The following is a 20,169-nucleotide window of genomic DNA, read 5'->3' as shown; positions in this document are numbered from 1 at the left end:
ATCCGAAGATGGCCTTTTCCTGCGTGTGACTGTTGTCGTGTTAATGCAACGACAGTCTCGTCACGTTAGCGGGCGATAACGCTTTTTATTGCTTCACCGATATCTGCCAGGCTGCGTACCGTCTTAACACCAGCCGCTTCCAGCGCGGCGAACTTCTCGTCAGCCGTTCCCTTTCCGCCGGCGATGATAGCGCCAGCATGGCCCATCCGCTTCCCTTTCGGCGCAGTGACGCCGGCAATGTAGGCGACGACGGGTTTGGTGACGTGTTCTTTGATGAAAGCCGCCGCCTCTTCTTCCGCCGTTCCGCCGATTTCACCGATCATCACGATCGCTTTCGTCAGCGGGTCCTGTTCAAACAGCTTAAGAATATCAATGAAGTTGGATCCGGGGATCGGGTCGCCGCCGATGCCGACGCAGGTAGATTGGCCCAGGCCGACGTCCGTCGTCTGCTTGACGGCTTCATAGGTCAGCGTACCGGAACGCGAAACAATGCCGACATTTCCCGGTAGATGGATATGGCCGGGCATGATGCCGATCTTACATTCACCCGGCGTAATCACGCCCGGGCAGTTCGGGCCGATCATTTTCGCCCCGGTCTGCTCCAGCTTGGCCTTCACCGTCAGCATATCCAGCGTCGGGATACCTTCGGTGATACAGATAATCAGCTCGATACCCGCATCAATCGCTTCCAGAATCGAATCTTTGCAGAAAGGAGCCGGAACATAAATGACCGAAGCCGTCGCACCCGTAGCCGCAACGGCGTCGCGTACCGTATTAAACACGGGCAGACCAAGATGCTGAGTGCCTCCCTTGCCCGGCGTCACTCCCCCAACCATCTGCGTGCCGTAGGCTATCGCCTGTTCGGAGTGAAACGTTCCCTGACTCCCGGTGAAGCCCTGGCAGATCACTTTGGTGTGTTTATCGATCAGAATAGACATTATTTTCCCTCCACGGCAGCGACCACCTGCCGAGCCGCATCCGCCAGACCGGTTGCAGCAATGATATTCAGACCGCTCTCCGCCAGTTTCTGCGCTCCAAGCTCCGCATTGTTACCTTCCAGACGCACCACCACCGGTACGCTGACACCGACTTCCGCCACCGCGCCGATAACGCCATCGGCGATCAGGTCGCAGCGTACGATGCCGCCGAAAATGTTGACCAGCACGGCTTTCACCTTGCTGTCTGACAGAATGATTTTAAAGGCCTCTGTCACGCGCTCTTTGGTCGCGCCGCCGCCGACATCCAAAAAGTTGGCTGGCGCGCCGCCGTGCAGCTTCACGATGTCCATCGTACCCATCGCCAGACCCGCACCGTTGACCATGCAGCCGATGTTGCCATCCAACGCGACATAGTTCAGCTCCCACTGCGCCGCGTGTTCCTCACGTTCATCGACCTGACTCGGGTCATGCATTTCGCGCAGCTCAGGCTGTCGGAACAGCGCATTGCCGTCCACCGCCAGTTTGCCATCCAGACACAGCAGCTCGCCCTGCCCGGTGATGACCAGCGGATTGATCTCAACCAGCGCCAGATCGCGCTCCAGAAACAGCTTGGCCAACCCCATGAAGATTTTAGTGAACTGGGCAACCTGTTTGCCGCTGAGGCCCAGCTTGAATGCAAGCTCGCGCTCTTGATACGGAAGCGGTCCGGTCAGAGGGTCCAGCGCCGTTTTGTGGATAAGATGAGGCGTTTCCTGCGCGACTTTTTCAATTTCTACGCCACCTTCCGTGGACGCCATGAACACGACGCGACGACTGCCGCGATCGACGACCGCCCCGAGATACAGTTCGCTGGCAATGTCCGTCGCGGCTTCAACCAGAATCTGCTGTACCGGCTGACCGTGGGCGTCAGTCTGGTAAGTCACCAGCGGCTTGCCCAACCAGTTTTCCGCGAAGGCGCGAATTTCATCTTTGCTTTTGACGACTTTAACGCCGCCTGATTTGCCTCGTCCCCCGGCATGCACCTGGCACTTAACGACCCACGGGCCTGCGCCGATTTTCGCGGCAGCCTCTTCCGCCTCACGTGGCGTCTTGCAGGCATAGCCCTCTGGTGCCGGTATGCCATACCGAGCAAAGAGCTGTTTTGCCTGATATTCGTGTAAATTCATGGTGTTCAATCCATTTTATATTTGAAGATAAATCCGCGATTTCATGAGTGGCGGTGTACAGACGGCCTGGGTGGCGAAGGGCGGCGTCAGGCCGCCCTATCCTGCCTTAAACGTCCAGCAGCAGACGCGCCGGATCTTCCAGCATGTCTTTAATCGTCACCAGGAAACTGACTGATTCACGGCCGTCGATGAGCCGGTGATCGTAGGAAAGCGCCAAATACATCATGGGCAAAATGACCACCTGACCCTCAACGGCCATCGGACGATCCTTGATGGCGTGCATCCCCAGAATCGCGCTTTGCGGTGGATTGATGATCGGTGTCGACATCAATGAACCAAACACGCCGCCGTTGGTGATGGTGAAGTTTCCCCCCGTCAACTCATCCACGGTTAGTTTGCCATCACGGCCCTTAATTGCCAGTTCCTTAATCTTTTTCTCAATATCCGCCATGCTCAACAAATCGACATCCTTGAGCACTGGCGTGACCAGACCGCGCGGCGTCGAGACGGCGATGCTGACGTCGAAGTAGTTGTGATACACGACATCTTCACCGTCCAGCGACGCATTGACTTCAGGGAAACGTTTGAGCGCTTCCACCACGGCCTTGATGTAGAACGACATAAAGCCCAGGCGTACGCCGTGCCGTTTTTCAAATGCCTCGCCGTACTGCTTACGCAGATCCATCACGGGTTTCATGTTGACTTCGTTGAACGTCGTCAGCATGGCGGTGCTGTTTTTCGCTTCCAGCAAGCGCTCAGCCACCCGCTTCCGCAGGCGCGTCATCGGCACCCGTTTTTCACTGCGTCGATCCAAAGAGGAATCAGAAGTGGGAGCGGCGGCGGTCACGTCCGCACTCGCCGGGGCGATGGCGGCAGCCTCGCGCTGTCGGGCAAGCTGTTTTTCGACATCTTCACGGGTGATGCGTCCACCCACGCCGCTGCCGACGATCGACGACGCGTCTAAATCATGCTCGGCGATCAGTCGGCGAATGGCCGGGCTCAGCACGTCGTTGCTTTCCTCTTCCAGACCGGCGGTGTAACGCTGGGCTGGCGTAGACTCTTTGTTCGTCGGTTTTTCGCTGGACTCCTTGCCGCTGCTGTCCTCAGGACGCAGACGTCCAAGGATTTGGCGTGAGACGACGGTCGCCCCTTCCGCTTCCAGTACCGCATCCAGAATCCCGGCTTCGGAGGCAGGCACTTCAAGCACCACCTTGTCGGTTTCAATCTCAACCAGCACTTCGTCACGCTGGACGCTGTCGCCCGGCTGCTTGCGCCAGGTCGCCACGGTGGCATCGGCTACCGATTCGGGCAGGTCTGGGACAAGAATATCTACGCTACTCATTATTTATCCTTTTGATTCAATTAACGTTCAGCGCGTCATCAACAAGATCTTGCTGCTGCTTTTGGTGGACGGACATGTAACCCACGGCGGGCGATGCGGATGCCGGTCTGCCGGCATAACGCAGGGAAGCGCCGAACGGAATCGCCTCGCGCAGATGATGCTGGCTGCAATACCAGGCGCCCTGATTCAGCGGCTCTTCCTGACACCAAACGAAATCCAGAACGTGGGCGTACGGTTCCAGCACGGACTGCACATACTGCTGAGGGAAGGGATACAGCTGCTCGATGCGGACAATCGCCACATCTTTCTGCTCATTCTTGCGACGTTTTTCCAACAGGTCGTAATAAACCTTGCCTGCGCACATCACCACGCGCTTCACGTCGCGAGGATCGATGTCATCCGCCTCGCCAATCGCGGGCTGGAATTTACCGGAGGCCAGCTCATCAAGCGTCGACGTCGCCAGCGGATGGCGCAGCAGTGACTTCGGCGACATCACCACCAGCGGACGTCGCATTCCACGCAGCGCCTGACGCCGCAGCATGTGGTAAACCTGCGCCGGGGTAGACGGGATGCAGACCTGCATATTCTGTTCAGCGCACAGCTGCAGATAGCGTTCCAGACGGGCCGATGAATGTTCCGGTCCCTGCCCTTCATAGCCGTGCGGCAACAGCATCACCAGACCGCACATCCGCCCCCATTTCTGCTCGCCGGAGCTAATGAACTGGTCAATCACCACCTGAGCGCCGTTAGCGAAATCACCGAACTGCGCTTCCCAGATGGTCAGCGTGCGCGGTTCAGCCGTGGCATAACCGTATTCGAACGCCAGCACCGCCTCTTCCGACAGCACCGAGTCCCATACCTTAAACTCTCCCTGTGCATTATGCACATGCGACAGCGGCGTATAGGTCGACCCGTTCTTTTGATTGTGCACGACGGCGTGACGGTGGAAGAAGGTGCCGCGGCCGGTGTCCTCACCCGACAACCGGATAGGAATGCCCTCATCCACCAGCGTGGCGTAGGCCAGCGTTTCGGCGCCGCCCCAGTCGAAAGGCTTGCCGCCCTCCGCCATCTCGGCGCGGTCGTTGTATATTTTGGCGACCCGGGACTGCATTTCGATCGCCGTAGGAATGGTGCTGATCCGGCGGGCGAGTTCCTGCAGCCGCTTCATCTCAACCTGATGCGGATAGTCTTCGTCCCAGTCGTGGTTAAGATACGGCATCCAGGCCATCGCCTGCATATCCATCGGCAGCCACTCCTCCACCACGCATTCGCCAGCGTCCAGCGCATCGCGGTACAGGTTGACCATTTCGGTGGCGTCTTCCAGATGGATCAAATTCTGCTGCTCCAGACGGTCAGCGTAGATTTTACGCGGCGTCGGGTGCTTTTTGATTTTGTGATACATCAGGGGCTGCGTCGCGCTCGGCTCATCGGCCTCGTTATGGCCGTGGCGGCGGTAACACACCATGTCAATGAAGACGTCGCGCTTAAAGGTATTACGGAAGTCGAGCGCCAGCTGGGTCACGAATGCGACGGCCTCGGGATCGTCCGCATTGACGTGGAAAATCGGCGCCTGAACCATTTTACCGATATCAGTACAGTATTCGGTCGAGCGCGCATCGTGCGGATTGGAGGTCGTAAACCCGATCTGGTTATTGATGACGATGCGGATCGTGCCGCCGACGTCATAACCCCGGGCCTTGGACATGTTCAGCGTTTCCTGCACGACGCCCTGACCCGTCATGGCGGCATCTCCGTGAATGGTGATCGGGAGCACCAGCGCACTGCTGGGGTTATCCAGCCGATCCAGACGCGCCCGCACCGAGCCAATGACGACCGGGCTGACGATTTCCAGATGCGAGGGGTTAAAAGCCAGCGCCAGATGCACCTTGCCGCCTTCGGTATCCACATCCGAAGAGAAGCCCTGATGATATTTCACATCGCCCGTACCGAGGTGCTCTTTGTGCTTGCCGATAAACTCGTCGAACAAATCCTGCGGCTTTTTGCCGAGAACATTGACCAGCACATTCAGACGTCCCCGGTGCGCCATCCCCAACACGACTTCGCGCGTCCCGTTCTTCCCGGCATGACGCACGATTTCCTTGAGCATCGGGATAAGGGCGTCCCCGCCTTCCAAAGAGAAGCGCTTGGCGCCGGGGAATTTCGCGCCCAGATAGCGCTCTAACCCTTCCGCCGCCGTCAACTCTTTCAGAAAACGCTTACGCTCATCGACGCTGAACGACGGCTGCCCGACTACGGATTCGATCCGCTGCTGAATCCAGCGTTTCTCTTCCGTGTTGGTGATATGCATATACTCGGCGCCGATGGCGCCGCAGTAAGTCTGCCGCAACGCCGCGTACAAATCCCGCAGCTTCATGGTCTCTTTGCCGATAGCGAACGATCCCACGTTAAAGGTATCGTCCAGGTCCGCTTCGGTCAGATGATGATAGGCAAGGTCGAGGTCGGGAACGGTTTCTTGTTTCCACAAATCCAGCGGGTCGAGGTTGGCATGCTGATGGCCGCGAAAGCGAAACGCATTGATGAGCTGCAACACCTTGACCTGCTTGGCATCGCTGTCCGGATCGTGAATAGAGGAGGTATACCGCGAGCTGTCCTTCGCCAGACGACGAAAATAGTCTCGGGTTTGAGAGTGCAGTTGATCGGGTTTGACTCCCGTCGCCACCATTTGCTGGAAAAGCGTTTGCCAACTGGTGTCGATAGAGGCCGGATCGGTTAAATAATCTTCATAGAGCTGCTCTATGTAGGACTGGTTCGCCCCCGCCAGATACGAGGAATCCAGCCAGGCCTTCATTGCACCGTTCTGCATTGTGATCCCTTAAGCTGATATGCTTCAGTTTTCGCCGTGGTTAACATTTTTTGTCGCGCCGTGTAAAAGCGGCATTGCCGGATAAACGGTTCACTCTTCATGTCGACGGAGAGCATGTCGAGGAAAAGACCGCCCGCCAAAGGAACCTTAAAACAGGGAGCTATCACGCCGGAACGCGGTGTAGGACTGCGCTCCCGATGACCTCCGTCCAACGGCGGAGGCTCTCCCATCGATACGGTCATCAGGCGCCGCGCTGCAACAACATCGACTTGATATGGCCGATGGCGCGCGTCGGATTCAACCCTTTGGGACATACGCTGACGCAGTTCATGATGCTGTGGCAGCGGAACACGCTGAAAGCGTCGTCCAGTCCATCGAGACGCGCTTGGGTTTCCGTATCGCGGTCATCTATCAGGAAGCGGTACGCCGTCAGTAATCCGGCCGGACCGATGAACTTGTCTGGGTTCCACCAGAAGGACGGACACGAGGTGGAACAGCAGGCGCACATGATGCATTCGTACAGTCCATCCAGCTTCGCCCGATCCTGCGGCAACTGCAAATTTTCACGCGCCGGAGGATTCTTCCCATTATTCAACAGGTAAGGTTTAACTTTCTCATATTGGGCATAGAATTGCCCCATGTCTACCACCAAATCACGGACAACCGGCAACCCCGGCAGTGGACGGACCACAATTTTGTGGCTGCCGCGACGCAGGCTAGAGATCGGCGTGATGCACGCCAGCCCGTTTTTACCATTGATGTTGACCCCGTCCGAACCGCATACGCCCTCACGGCAGGAGCGGCGAAACGTGAGAGTCGGGTCCTGCTCTTTCAGCTGGATTAATGCGTCGAGCAACATCATATCCGTGCCTTCGTCGGCCTCCAGCTGGTAGTCCTGCATCCGCGGGGCATTATCACTGTCCGGGTTGTAACGATAAATCGAAAATTCAAGTTTCATCGCTGTCTCTCCGTCCTTTAATAGGTACGCGCTTTCGGCGGGAATGCCTCACGCAGCGTCGGTTGCATGTTCACCTCACGGCGCGTCATGCTTTCGGTGTCCGGCAGATACAGCGTGTGGCAAAGCCAGTGTTCGTCGTCGCGATCGGGATGGTCGGATCGGCTGTGTGCGCCGCGGCTCTCAGTACGATAGTTGGCGGCCAGCGCGGTAGCAAAAGCGGTATCCATCAGGTTATCCAGCTCCAGGCACTCGATACGCTGGGTGTTGAACTCCTGCGAGGTGTCGTCCAGACGGGCGTGTTGCAATCGCTCGCGGATGGCTTTCAGCTCCTCAAGCCCCTGCGCCATCGCATCGGCTTCGCGGAAGACGGAGAAGTTATGCTGCATACACTCTTGCAGCGCCCGACGGATCTCCACCGGACTTTCTCCATCGCGATTGTTGTTCCAGCGGTTGAGGCGCGTCAGCGAGGCTTCGATATCCGACTCGCTGGCATCGCGGCTGGCGCCCTGCTCAGACAACGACGCGTCAAGGTGCATCCCCACGGCGCGGCCGAACACCACCAGGTCGAGCAGCGAGTTGCCGCCGAGACGGTTGGCGCCGTGTACTGAGACACAGGCGATTTCCCCCACGGCGAACAGGCCGGGGATTACCACGTCCTCCCCTCGTTCGTTGACGGTCAGCGCCTGACCGGTGATTTTGGTGGGGATGCCGCCCATCATGTAGTGACAGGTCGGAATGACCGGGATCGGCTCTTTCACCGGGTCGACGTGGGCGAAGGTGCGAGACAGTTCCAGAATCCCCGGCAGGCGGGACTCCAGGACTTCTTTGCCGAGGTGGTCGAGCTTCAGCTTAACGTGCGGCCCCCACGGACCGTCGCAGCCGCGGCCTTCGCGGATTTCAATCATGATGGAGCGTGCGACAACGTCTCGACCCGCCAGATCTTTCGCGTTCGGAGCATAACGCTCCATAAAACGTTCGCCGTCTTTATTCAGCAGATAGCCACCCTCACCGCGGCAGCCTTCAGTGACCAGCACGCCCGCCCCCGCGATCCCTGTCGGATGGAACTGCCACATCTCCATGTCCTGCACCGGAACCCCGGCGCGCAGCGCCATGCCCACCCCGTCGCCGGTGTTGATGTGCGCATTGGTGGTCGACTGATAGATACGCCCTGCGCCGCCGGTCGCCAGCACCGTCGCACGAGCCTTGAAATAGACGACTTCGCCGGTCTCGATACAAATCGCCGTGCAGCCCACCACCGCACCGTCCTGATTTTTCACCAGATCCAGCGCGTACCATTCGGAAAAGATGGTGGTGTGGTTTTTCAGGTTTTGCTGATACAGCGTGTGCAACAGCGCATGTCCCGTGCGGTCGGCCGCCGCTGCGGTACGCGCCGCCTGCTCGCCGCCGAAGTTTTTCGACTGACCGCCGAACGGACGCTGATAAATACGCCCGTCATCCAGCCGCGAAAACGGCAGTCCCATGTGTTCCAGCTCCAGCACGGCCTCCGGGCCGGTCTTGCACATGTACTCGATGGCATTCTGATCGCCGATATAGTCGGATCCCTTTACCGTGTCATACATATGCCATTGCCAGTTATCTTCGTGGGTATTCCCCAGCGCGACCGTAATGCCGCCCTGTGCGGAAACGGTGTGAGAACGCGTCGGAAACACCTTGGAAATCAGGGCGCAAGACAACCCCATCTGGGAAATTTGCAACGCGGCGCGCATACCTGCACCGCCCGCGCCTACGACCACTGCATCAAACTCTCTGACTGGCAGATTCATTATGCCCCCCACACCACAATCGTTCCATAAATGACATACACCATCAGCACGACCACCACCGCCAACTGTAACGTGAGCCGAACGGCCAGCGGTTTGACGTAGTCGGTCAACACCTGCCACAGACCGATCCAGGCATGCACCAGAATCGACAGCAGGGTCAGCAGAGTGAGCACTTTGGTGAGACGCAGGGCGAAGAAATCACGCCAGAGGGGATAGGTGAGTTCAGGCACGGTGACGAAAAAACCCACGAGATACAAAACGTACAGCACGATGACGATGGCAGCAGCGCGAAGTAATAACCAATCGTGTACTCCATTACGCCCGAGTGCAGAAGCATTGCTTACCATACAAGGACTCCAGACAAGATTGAAAGCACGACAGTAATAACAAAAGCAATCCATGCGGAGCGTTCACCCGAGGCGAAGGTTTCTTCGATTCCGCCGAAATCCATTAACAAATGACGCAAACCGCCCACAACATGGTAGGCCAGCGCGGTCAAAATACCCCAGACGACCAACTTGACGATGACGCTATCCATGATGGACGCCGCCTGCATGAAGCCGTCTTCGGAAGACAGAGAAAGACCCAGCAGCCACAGCAGGATACCGATGGAAACAAAGGTGATAACGCCGGAAACGCGATGGAGAATGGAGGCTACCGCAGTAGCGGGAAAATGGATCGTTTGCAGATCCAGATTGACAGGTCTTTGTTTTTTCACAGGTTCGCCCACACAACTTTTATTATTTTCTTACTCCGGACCTGTTGTGGGGGTCAGACAGCATGAGAGGTTGATGAAAGGAAGATAAGTCGGGCATCTCCTTATTTCGCCGCACGCTCCGTCAGCCAATTTCAAGCCTGGGCGGCGCAAACCTATCACGCTGGGTGCTCCTACTGCAGGGTGTTCCGGAGACCTGAAAAAAGTATAGGTGCTTCACAATATCATTACAAATAGCACACATAGAGTTTGAGGGAATTTGCTGTGAATGGTGAATTAGATCACGCATTTAACAATTTATTAAAAATAAATCAGTGTTATAGGTGATTATTAAACATTAATTTTACAAGTGGTTTTTGGGGCTTGTGACTGATATCAAAGGCGATAGACGGCCCTTTTCGATTGTCGCGGGTTGTGTAACAGTGTCGAAAGAGTCCACGTAAAAGTCATCGGTATGACTACAATGAATTCAGGACGACGCGCCGGATGACCGGCAAGCACAGGGCGGCTACTCCCCTGCGCTTAGCGGGAAATCACCGCCGACGGCTCGTCCTGAACAACCGGTTTTTACCGAGTCATGCCAGCCGGCTTCCGGTCGCCTCTCCCAGGTAGGATGACTCGCTGTCACGGTGAGCAATGTCGTCAATTAAAACGCTAAGGAGAATGTAAAATGGCTGACAAACACGCAACGATTACCATCGACGGTCAAGAGCCTATTGCGCTTGATGTCCTGTCCGGTACGCTCGGTTACGACGAGATCGATATCCGCAGCCTCGGTGCAAAAGGTTATTTCACGTTCGATCCGGGTTTCACCTCCACGGCGTCCTGCGAGTCCAAAATCACCTTTATCGACGGCGAAAAAGGCATTCTGCTGCACCGGGGCTATCCCATCGATCAGCTGGCGGAGAAGTCCAACTACCTGGAAGTGTGTTATCTGCTGCTGTTCGGAGAAGCGCCCTCGCAGGCGCAGTACGACGAATTCAAAACCATCGTTACCCGCCACACCATGATCCACGAGCAGATTACCCGCCTGTTTCATGGTTTCCGCCGCGACTCGCACCCGATGGCGGTGCTGTGCGGCGTGACCGGCGCGCTGGCCGCCTTCTATCACGACTCGCTGGACATCAGCAATGCGCGGCACCGCGAGATCGCCGCCTATCGTCTGCTGTCTAAAATGCCGACCGTCGCCGCCATGTGCTACAAATACTCGCTGGGCCAGCCGTTCATCTACCCGCGTAACGATCTCTCCTATGCGGGCAACTTCCTGCACATGATGTTCGCCACGCCGTGTGAAGACTACGTGGTGAATCCGGTGCTGGAACGCGCCATGGACAAAATTTTGATCCTGCATGCAGACCATGAGCAGAACGCCTCGACCTCGACCGTCCGCACGGCAGGTTCGTCCGGCGCCAACCCGTTCGCCTGTATCGCCGCCGGTATCGCATCGCTATGGGGACCCGCCCACGGCGGCGCTAACGAAGCCTGTCTGCGCATGCTGGAAGAGATCAGTTCCGTCAAACACATCCCGGAATTCATCGAGCGAGCGAAAGACAAAAACGATTCGTTCCGCCTGATGGGATTCGGCCACCGCGTGTACAAAAACTATGACCCGCGCGCCACCGTCATGCGTAAAACCTGCCACGAAGTGCTCAAGGAGCTGAAAACCAAGGACGATTTGCTGGAAGTGGCGATGGAGCTGGAGCACATCGCCCTGAACGATCCGTACTTCATCGAGCGCAAACTCTACCCGAACGTGGACTTTTACTCCGGCATCATTCTGAAAGCGATGGGCATTCCGTCGTCGATGTTTACCGTCATCTTTGCGATGGCGCGCACGGTCGGCTGGATTGCCCACTGGAGTGAGATGCACGGCGAAGGTCTGAAAATCGCCCGTCCACGTCAGCTGTACACCGGTTACGAACGACGCGATTTCGACCCTGAGGTGAAAGAGCACTAATTAAGACATCGCCCCGAGCCGGAGGTATTCAGCTCGGGGCGATATTCTCTTCTTCTTTCTCGTCTTTCCGCTTCTCAGCAAACAACCGTCGTCAGATAAATGTCACGCGCGACTATTCCGTCCCTACTCTCGGCCTTGCCTCGCTAGCGTTGGCAATGGGAACACCCATAAAACGGTCGCGACGATAGCACCGTGCGCTCAATAAGATGGCCGCAGCGCGCGCAGGGTTTACCGGCGCGATGGAAAACGCGAAAGCGGAATACGGCGCCGTGATATCGTCGTTCATCCCCTTCGCCGCGCGTCCGATACGACAAACGAGGGATCTCCAGCAGAGCCTGACTGAGGGCCATCAATTGTTCTGGCGACAAATCCGCGGCGCGATGCTGCGGCGCCAACTCGGCCTGCCACAGGATTTCCGCTCGCAGATAGTTTCCGAGTCCAGCCAGGAAAGTCTGATCCAGCAACAACCCGCTAAACTGACGACGGCGGAAACGGGGCGATAGCAGCCGTTCCTGCACCTGTTCAGCCGTTACCGTCATATCGAGCACGTCCGGACCAATGCGTTGCAAGAAAGGATGCGTCGCCAGTTGCTCCGTGGTCAGCATGTCGATATCCGACGCGCTATACAGAGACACGGCGCTATCGGCCGTCGTCAGCCTAACGCGCAGGTCGCGCTTGGTTTCCGGCAACGTTTCGGGAAGTCCCACGCGCCAAACGCCGTACAGCTGATTGTGGCTATACAGCACCATATCGTTGGAAAAACAGGTCAGCAGGGCCTTGCCTCGGGTCACAATCTGCGTCACCTGCGTCCCTGCCAGTCGTTGTTCGTAGATTTTCAATGCGGGAAACGCAAACCAGGCGGCGGTCAGTGTTTTCCCGACGATAGCCGTCGACAGCGTATCCGCCGCACGGCGGATTTCAGGGCCTTCCGGCATAACTTCCGCTCCCGTTGATAGTCTTTCCTCAGCAGGCGGCGATACGAATGCCGTACTGCGCGAAACTGTGATGCAACTTGCTGGCGAACTGCAGCGCATGGTCGCCATCGCCGTGCAGGCATACCGTATCGGCTTTCACCGGCACCCAACTGCCGTCGGTGGCGCGCACTCGCTGGCGTTGGATCATTTCAAGGGTCTGTGCCAGCGCCAGTTCGTCGCTGGTGATCAGCGCGCTGCTCTGGTCACGCGGCACCAGTGTGCCGTCGGCCTGATAACTGCGGTCGGCGAACACTTCCTCGCGCGTCTTTAACCCGTAGCGTTTTCCGGCGTTAATCAGCTCGCTACCCGCCAGTCCAACCAGATGCAGCAAGGGATCGACCACCTTGACCGCTCTGGCGATCGCGTCCGCCAGTTGCGGATCTTTCGCGGCCTGATTGTAAAGCATACCGTGGGGCTTAACGTGGAACATGCGTGCGCCCTCCGCTTTGACCAACGCCGCCAGAGCCCCCACCTGATAAACGACTTGGGCAAAGACCGCGTCGGGTGAAAGCTGCAAGGCCCGGCGGCCGAAATGTTCCCGGTCGGGATAGCCCGGATGCGCGCCGATGGTGACGCCGTATTTGATGGCCGAGCGCACCGAACGATGCATCGTCTGCGCATCGCCCGCATGAAAGCCGCAGGCGATGTTGGCTGAGCTAATCAACTGCAACAGCGCCTCGTCATGTTTCCCGCCTTCTCCCAGATCCGCGTTCAAGTCAATCACCATGTAGCCTCCAAGCCAGTTGTTCCAGATAACGCCGTTGAGTCAGCCATGCCTGCCGAGCCTCAGACAGCGAGCAGTGAACGAAATGCACCGATTCTCCCAGACGGATCTGCGCCAGATGGTAAAGATCGGCGGCGATCACGCTGGCGATGCACGGATAACCGCCGGTCGTCTGAGCGTCCGACATCAGGACGATAGGTTTGCCGTTGTGCGGTACTTGAATCACCCCTGGTAACACGCCGTGAGACAATATCTCGCGGTGGGAAACGCGCTCCAGCTCTGGCCCCTGCAACCGATATCCCATCCGGTTGCTTTGGGGGCTCAACTGCCAGCCGGTGCGCCAAAATTCGTCATGCGCGACTTCGCTGAACTCCTGATACTCCGGCCCCGTCAAGACCCGAACCCGGTTATGGAACAACAGCTGTTTTATGCCGACCGGCTTGGCCGGTAGTCGTTGCGAAACGCCCAATGGCAGGCGATCGCCGTCAGCCAGCGGACGTCCCGCCAAGCCGCCGAATGCCGCTTTGAGATCGGTGCTTCGCGAGCCCAACACCTCAGGCACATCAATGCCGCCGGAAATCGCCAGATAGCTGCGCATACCGTGCCGCGGCATCCCCAGATGCAGCGTCTGTCCCGGTTCCACCGGATAGCGCCACCCGGTCCACAGCGTTTGACCGTCCAGCTCCGCGCGAGCATCCGCCCCACTCAGCGCGATCCAGCATCGGCGGTTGAATTTGGCCGTAAACTGGCCGAGCGTAATTTCCAGCGCGGCCGTATCGGCCGCGTTGCCGACCAGCAGGTTAGCGATGCTCAGCGCAGGCACATCCAACGCGCCGCATTGACCGATGCCGAACTGGCGATAGCCGAAACGACCCGCATCCTGAACCGTGGTTTGTAAACCCGCCCGAATTATCGTCAGCATAGTCCCTCCCGCTGTGGAACGAAGCGAACCCGATCGCCCGGACGCAGCAACGTCGGCGGCGTCGATTCAGGCGTGAACAGCGAAAGTTCGGTACGGCCAATCAGTTGCCAACCGCCGGGAGTCGATAGAGGATAAATACCGGTCTGATGCCCGCCAATACCGACGGAACCGACAGGCACTTTCACACGAGGTTCTGCGCGACGCGGGGTATGCAGCCGCACATCCAGATCGCCCAGATAGGCGAAGCCTGGCTGAAAACCGATGAAGTAAACGGTGTAGCGCGTGGCGGCATGACACTCAACGACCTGACGCGGCGTCATACCACAGTGTGCCGCGACATGCGCCAGATCCGGCCCGTGCGTCCCGCCGTAGATCACCGGAATGTCGATGTCGCGTGAAGCCTGAGGCTGCGCCGCGCTCTCATCCCAGGCATGACGAAGCTGGGCTAATACGGCCGTCGGCGCAAACACCGGCTGCGCCAGAATCACCGTCAGATTATTCATGCCGGGGATGACTTCTTCCACCCCGCTTTCCCCGCGCAAGCGCTCCGCGAGGGCCCAGATACGTTGCTGACTTTGCAGCGAAACCGGGGGCGCCAACTCGAGCACCACCGCACTTTCGCCCAGCAGATAACAGCGAACCTGTTGCATCCTTACCTCCCCAGAAAACGTCCGCTGTGGCGCCGCATCGCCGTCGCCCAGCCTCATCCCCAGCGACGACGGTCCATTAGGCCGGGTTGGGAATATCGATAAAGGTCACGTCAAAGCCATGCTGCTGCGCCAGCCACTCGCCCAGCGCGCGAATTCCGGCTCTTTCCGTGGCGTGATGCCCTGCGGCATAGAAGTGAAGCCCCATTTCTCGCGCGGTATGCACCGTCTTTTCGGACACTTCACCGGTAATAAACGCATCCACGCCGAAATCAGCGGCCTGATCGATAAACCCTTGCCCGCCGCCGGTACACCAGGCCACGCGTTTGATCATCGCCGGAGCATGATCGCCGCAGTGCAGCACCGAACGACCTAACGCCTCTTCCAACTGGTGGCGCAGTTCATCGCCGCTCTGCGGCTGTTGCAGCTCGCCATAAGGCAGCAGCGATTCAATCTCGCCCAACGGCGTGATATTCAGCATCTTCGCCAGACAGGCGTTGTTGCCGATCTCAGGGTGCGCATCCAGCGGCAGGTGATAGCCGTACAGATTGATGTCGTTGGCCAACAGCGTTTTCAAACGCCGACGTTTCATACCGCGAATCACCGCTGGCTCGCTTTTCCAAAAGTAGCCGTGATGCACCAGCACCGCATCAGCCTGCTGCGCCACGGCGGCATCCAGCAACGCCTGACAGGCGGTCACCCCAGTGACGATACGTTTCACGTCGCTGCGGCCTTCGACCTGCAACCCATTCGGGGCATAGTCGGAAAAAGAAGATACATTCAGAAATCGGTCAATGACGGTTTCCAGTTCGGTATTACGCATAGGTAAAACGGCTCCCTGATCTTTTATTGTTTGTTTTTTGCAGCCTCGAACGCCGCCAGCGTGCGGGTTCTCGCCTGTTTATGGTCGACGATAGGCGCCGGGTAATCGAGCTTATGCCCCTGCTGTTCCGCCCACCGCTGCGGGTTGTGGATCGACTTGCCGGGTACTTTCGCCAGCTCCGGCACCCAATGCCGGATAAAATCGCCGTCCGGGTCGAAGCGTTCACCCTGCGTGGTCGGATTGAATATGCGGAAGTAAGGCGCAGAGTCGGTCCCGGTCGACGCGGCCCACTGCCAGCCGCCGTTGTTGGCGGCCAGATCGCCGTCCACCAGTTGGCTCATGAAATACCGCTCTCCCTCACGCCAGTCAATCAGCAGATCCTTAATGAGGAAGCTGGCGCAGATCATACGCAGCCGGTTATGCATCCAGCCGGTGTGGTTTAGCTGACGCATGCCCGCGTCCACGATGGGATAGCCGGTGCGGCCCTCCTGCCAGGCTTTGAGCCCCTTGGGATCGTCCCGCCACTCGACCTGCTTCGTCCATGCAATAAATGGCTGATGGCGGCACAGCTCGGGGCTATAAACCATCAGGTGACGATAGAATTCTCGCCAGATCAGTTCGTTAAACCACACAAAGGCGCTGCTGTCAGGCTGACGCAGCGTATCGGGATACTCGGCGAGAAGCCCTTCGAGACACTGCCGCGGTGAGATGACGCCGATCGCCAGATACGGCGACAGTTGGCTGGTGCCGGGCGCGGCGGGGATATCGCGCTGGGAAGCATAGCTGTCGGCCTTCTGGCGACAGAACTGGCGCAACCGCTGCTGCGCGGCCTCTTCTCCGGCCGGGAAATCGTCGGACACCGAGGTTGACGGGTAGTCAAATGGCTTCACCGGCGGGACATCATCCGTCATCTTGCCGCGTGAAGCTGGGGCTGGCACGCAGGCGGTTTCGCTCTGCTGCAACCGCTTAACGAACGCCTTACTGAACGGAGTAAAGACGCGATACATCTTACCGTCGCCCGTCATGACGCTGCCGGGGGGTAACAGCAGGCTGTCATCGAAGCCCTGACAAACGACCTTGCCATCCAGCGCCTGCTCCATCTTTCGGTCACGCTGGCGTTCATTCAGCTCGTACTGATAGTTGTAGAACAGGTTCGTCACCTGCTCCTGCTGGCAAAACTCGGCCAGTACATCGACGCTGTCGTTAAAGTCGCCGCACTGCTGGTAGTAAAGCGGGATGCCTTTATCGTGCAGAGACTGCTGGAGCCGCTGTAGGTTTTCGAACATAAACGCGGCCTGACGTTCGGCCATCTCATGGTTAGCCCACTGGCGGGGCGTGGCGATAAACAGCCCGATCACACGGGCTTTTTTATCCTGACAGGCGGCGTGGAGCGCGAGATTGTCGCTGATGCGTAAATCGTGGCGGAACCAGACCAAATGCGTAGTCATAATAAGTCCTTGTGACAAAAAACTAGTAGCCGTACCGCAAGCGCAACGCTTCGGGATACGGCGAGAAATAGCGCTGCTGTTCGAGATAATCGTCCGGATATTCGGACAGATAGTGGCGCAGGAGCGTAATCGGCGCGAGCAGCGGCTGCACCCCTTGACGATAGCGATCGATCAGCTGGGTCAGCTCCTGACGCTGCGAGGTATTGAGCTGATTGCGGAAATAGCCCTGCACATGCATGAGCACGTTGGTGTGATTGCGGCGGGTCGCCGGATTCGAGAGCAGCGACATCAAGCGCAGACGGTATTCCGCAGCGAACGCCTCGAGAGACTCCCACTGATCCATCGTGGCGACGAAGCGTCCCAACGTGCGATATTCCGGCTGGGAGTGCGCCAACAACAGCAGCTTGTAACGGCTGTGAAACGCCATCAGCCGCCCACGGGTCAGCCCCTGCTGCCACAGCTGATTTAACTCATGCAGCGCGAAAACCCGCTCGATGAAATTCTCACGCAGCACCGCGTCATTCAGACGGCCGTTTTCTTCGACAGGCAACCACGGCATGGCCTTCGTCAGATGTTCGGTAAAAAGACCGACGCCGCTTCGCCGCGCATTTTTCTGATCGGCGTCATACACGCGTACGCGTTCCATGCCGCAACTGGGGGATTTGGCGCAGACGATATAGCCGCACAGATGACCCAGTTCGCTCACCTTGCTCGCCGAGAAGGCGTGCATGTCTTCGGTGACGTCCAGATCGCTGCCATTGCTGGCGCGCAACGCGATCTCATCGTGTTCATTCTTGACCAGACGTAGCGCCGGGCGCGGCGTCGGCAGCCCGACCGCGATCTCAGGGCATATTGGCTCAAAGCTGAAATAGGGGGTGAGTTGGTCCGCAGCAAACCCAAAACGCTTGTGTCCGCCATCGAAACGGACCTGATTTCCCAGCAGGCAGGCGCTTATGCCAACGGGAATTAACGAGTTCGACATGAGGTGCCTCATCAAAAGAAATGGCTATCTCAATAGCATAGCGGATTTATAAGCGGGTCAGGAGAAAGATGAGGAAAATCATGCCGTCGCGCCTGACGATTTCAGACGCGAAGGAGACGAGAGGAAAGCGGGGTCGCAGGCCTTGCGCTCAATAAAAGTGACCGGCGGCGTGTTCTGACTGCATGTGCCACACCGGTTCGTCGCTGGTTTTTAACCATACTCGGTGCAGATAGCTGTAGAAACGGGCGCGATCGCGTCGAAACAACATCACCGGCAACGCCAGCAGACCAATAAGCACGACCGCGCTGCGGCGCAGAACGATACGGTGGAGCGGGTAAGCGTATGACATGACCATCCTCCGAATAATAAGATGCGCGGGAAGCACTCCCGCAAGTGATAAACGAGTGACTGCAGCAGGATAAAACTTTACCCCCTTTGCGTCCGGTTAGCCACTCATCCGACCAGAAAAACCGGGTCGTATTTATCCGAAAAATTCATCAGGGAAAAACCGTCGTCGTTGCCCTTCCCCGCGCTCGCGCGGGTGCGAAATACACACAGGAGACGCCGGACTCTGGCGGTAACGCAGCCGCTCATGTATTACTGTAAGACCCAACCGATGATTCACTCAGCCCTTGCGATAAGGACCGTTCATGACCCACGAGGAACCGCGTCGTCCCGACCCGGATACGTTGCTGTCCCAGCTTGGAGACTCCCCCCGGGGCAAACTGAAGATTTTTTTTGGCGCCAGCGCGGGCGTAGGGAAAACCTACGCGATGCTGCAAGAAGCGCGACGTCTCAAGGAGCAAGGGCTGGATGTGCTGGTCGGCGTGGTGGAAACCCACGGACGCGCGGAGACCCTCGCCCAGTTAGCGGGGTTACCGCTACTGCCTGGGAAGAAAATCGGCGCGGCGGGCAGAGAGCATGAGGAGTTCGATCTGGATGCGGCTCTGGCTCGCGGACCCGCGCTGATCCTCGTGGACGAACTGGCGCACAGCAACCTGCGCGGCAGCCGCCACCCTAAGCGTTGGCAGGATGTGCAGGAGTTGCTAGACGCAGGGATCGATGTCTTCACGACGGTCAACGTGCAGCATCTCGAAAGTCTCAATGATGTCGTGGGCGGAATAACCGGTATTCGCGTGCGCGAAACCCTCCCCGATCCGTTCTTCGACGACGCGGACGAAGTCGTGCTGGTGGATTTGCCGCCGGACGACCTGCGCCAGCGCCTGCATGAAGGCAAGGTGTATCTTCCGCAACAGGCGGAGCGCGCCATCGAGCACTTCTTCCGCAAAGGCAATCTCGTCGCGCTGCGTGAGCTGGCCCTGCGTCGGCTGGCTGACCGCGTGGATGACCAGGTGCGAGAGATGCGCGATCTTCAAGGCAACGAACGCGTATGGCACACCCGCGACGCGATTCTGCTGTGCATCGGTCAGGACGCGGGTAACGAAAAACTGGTGCGCACCGCCGCCCGCTTGGCGGCACGGCTGGGCGGCGTCTGGCATGCGGTGTACGTGGAAACGCCCCAGCTACACAGACTGCCTGAAACGCGCCGCCGGGCCATTTTGCGCGCGCTGAAGCTGGCGCAGGATTTGGGCGCCGAAACGGCCACCTTGTCCGATCCCTCCGTAGAAAACGCCATCCTCCGTTATGCGCGCGAGCACAATCTGGGAAAAATCGTGATCGGGCGTCACCCCGATCGCCGATGGGGACGCTGGCGTCGGGCGCGCTTCGCCGAGAAACTGGGATTATTGGGACCCGACCTCGATCTGGTGGTGGTTTCCGTTCAGGATGCCCCTTCTCCGCCGCTGGTCAAACCTGAAGACAACCGGAGTCTCACGGAGAAATGGCGGCGTCAGCTGTACGGCTGTGCGCTGGCGGTTGCCCTGTGCGCCGCGATCACGTTGCTCGCGCTGTGGTCGCCTTTTGCCATGCTCGAGCCGGTGAATCTGGTGATGATCTACCTGCTCG

17 protein-coding genes and 1 pseudogene are annotated in these 20,169 nt (G+C 58.2%); 2 read left to right on the top strand and 16 right to left on the bottom strand.

What is annotated here, in order from left to right:
• Positions 1-65: 65 nt before the first annotated feature.
• The 8 genes from sucD to sdhC all read right to left on the bottom strand — a co-directional run bounded on the left by sucD (position 66) and on the right by sdhC (position 9,742).
• Complete coding sequence (sucD, locus tag Q7O77_RS01635) at positions 66-938, bottom strand: succinate--CoA ligase subunit alpha (protein ID WP_304162865.1); 873 nt, start codon at positions 936-938, stop codon at positions 66-68.
• Entirely contained in the window at positions 938-2,104 is a 1,167-nt protein-coding gene (sucC, locus tag Q7O77_RS01630; protein WP_304162863.1) for an ADP-forming succinate--CoA ligase subunit beta, read from the bottom strand. Before sucC ends, sucD begins: the two co-directional genes overlap by 1 nt.
• Before the next feature lie 106 nt (positions 2,105-2,210).
• Positions 2,211-3,446, bottom strand: coding sequence for a 2-oxoglutarate dehydrogenase complex dihydrolipoyllysine-residue succinyltransferase (gene odhB / locus Q7O77_RS01625; RefSeq protein ID WP_304162860.1), 1,236 nt, complete (start codon positions 3,444-3,446; stop codon positions 2,211-2,213).
• Between the two features lie 16 nt (positions 3,447-3,462).
• Positions 3,463-6,270, bottom strand: a complete 2,808-nt coding sequence (sucA, locus tag Q7O77_RS01620; RefSeq protein WP_304162857.1) for a 2-oxoglutarate dehydrogenase E1 component — start codon at positions 6,268-6,270, stop codon at positions 3,463-3,465.
• A 241-nt stretch (positions 6,271-6,511) separates the two neighbouring features.
• Positions 6,512-7,228, bottom strand: coding sequence for a succinate dehydrogenase iron-sulfur subunit (locus Q7O77_RS01615; protein ID WP_304162854.1), 717 nt, complete (start codon positions 7,226-7,228; stop codon positions 6,512-6,514).
• 17 nt (positions 7,229-7,245) lie between these two features.
• On the bottom strand, positions 7,246-9,012 hold the full coding sequence (gene sdhA / locus Q7O77_RS01610) for a succinate dehydrogenase flavoprotein subunit (protein WP_304162853.1): 1,767 nt from the start codon (positions 9,010-9,012) through the stop codon (positions 7,246-7,248).
• On the bottom strand, positions 9,012-9,359 hold the full coding sequence (gene sdhD, locus Q7O77_RS01605) for a succinate dehydrogenase membrane anchor subunit (RefSeq protein ID WP_304162851.1): 348 nt from the start codon (positions 9,357-9,359) through the stop codon (positions 9,012-9,014). Before sdhD ends, sdhA begins: the two co-directional genes overlap by 1 nt.
• On the bottom strand, positions 9,353-9,742 hold the full coding sequence (gene sdhC / locus Q7O77_RS01600) for a succinate dehydrogenase cytochrome b556 subunit (protein ID WP_304162849.1): 390 nt from the start codon (positions 9,740-9,742) through the stop codon (positions 9,353-9,355). Before sdhC ends, sdhD begins: the two co-directional genes overlap by 7 nt.
• A 655-nt stretch (positions 9,743-10,397) precedes the next feature.
• Between sdhC and Q7O77_RS01595 the strand changes: the two genes are divergently transcribed.
• Positions 10,398-11,684: a citrate synthase gene (locus Q7O77_RS01595; protein WP_304162847.1), complete on the top strand. Its 1,287-nt coding sequence runs from the start codon at positions 10,398-10,400 to the stop codon at positions 11,682-11,684.
• Positions 11,685-11,827: 143 nt separating this feature from the next.
• Here the strand turns inward: Q7O77_RS01595 and nei are convergent, their stop codons facing one another.
• From nei to Q7O77_RS01555, 8 genes are all read right to left on the bottom strand, one after another.
• Positions 11,828-12,619, bottom strand: coding sequence for an endonuclease VIII (gene nei / locus Q7O77_RS01590; protein ID WP_304162845.1), 792 nt, complete (start codon positions 12,617-12,619; stop codon positions 11,828-11,830).
• Between the two features lie 28 nt (positions 12,620-12,647).
• Positions 12,648-13,385, bottom strand: coding sequence for a 5-oxoprolinase subunit PxpA (pxpA, locus tag Q7O77_RS01585; RefSeq protein ID WP_304162843.1), 738 nt, complete (start codon positions 13,383-13,385; stop codon positions 12,648-12,650).
• Complete coding sequence (gene pxpC, locus Q7O77_RS01580; RefSeq protein WP_304162841.1) at positions 13,375-14,304, bottom strand: 5-oxoprolinase subunit PxpC; 930 nt, start codon at positions 14,302-14,304, stop codon at positions 13,375-13,377. The genes pxpA and pxpC overlap by 11 nt, the downstream gene beginning before the upstream one ends.
• Entirely contained in the window at positions 14,298-14,954 is a 657-nt protein-coding gene (gene pxpB / locus Q7O77_RS01575; RefSeq protein WP_304162839.1) for a 5-oxoprolinase subunit PxpB, read from the bottom strand. Before pxpB ends, pxpC begins: the two co-directional genes overlap by 7 nt.
• 76 nt (positions 14,955-15,030) lie before the next feature.
• Positions 15,031-15,774, bottom strand: a complete 744-nt coding sequence (locus tag Q7O77_RS01570) for a type 2 GTP cyclohydrolase I (protein WP_304162838.1) — start codon at positions 15,772-15,774, stop codon at positions 15,031-15,033.
• A 23-nt stretch (positions 15,775-15,797) separates the two neighbouring features.
• Positions 15,798-17,222 (bottom strand): deoxyribodipyrimidine photo-lyase, encoded by a 1,425-nt coding sequence (phrB, locus tag Q7O77_RS01565; protein ID WP_304162836.1) that lies wholly within the window; start codon positions 17,220-17,222, stop codon positions 15,798-15,800.
• Between the two features lie 22 nt (positions 17,223-17,244).
• The gene (locus Q7O77_RS01560) at positions 17,245-18,204 is read right to left on the bottom strand and encodes a 2-thiouracil desulfurase family protein (protein WP_304162834.1); all 960 of its coding nucleotides are present in this window, start codon (positions 18,202-18,204) and stop codon (positions 17,245-17,247) included.
• A gap of 148 nt (positions 18,205-18,352) precedes the next feature.
• A complete protein-coding gene (locus Q7O77_RS01555) occupies positions 18,353-18,559 on the bottom strand; it encodes a YbfA family protein (RefSeq protein ID WP_085652450.1) in 207 nt (68 codons plus the stop codon).
• A gap of 295 nt (positions 18,560-18,854) precedes the next feature.
• On the opposite strand from Q7O77_RS01555, the pseudogene Q7O77_RS01550 reads away from it, so the two are divergent.
• Positions 18,855-20,169, top strand: a pseudogene (locus tag Q7O77_RS01550) (two-component system sensor histidine kinase KdbD); the annotation flags it as partial.

The sequence above is a fragment of the Lonsdalea britannica genome (assembly GCF_946477055.1).
Lineage (GTDB): Bacteria > Pseudomonadota > Gammaproteobacteria > Enterobacterales > Enterobacteriaceae > Lonsdalea > Lonsdalea britannica_A.
Note: the sequence above shows the minus strand (reverse complement) of the source record. Positions and strands in the feature narration are given on the sequence as shown.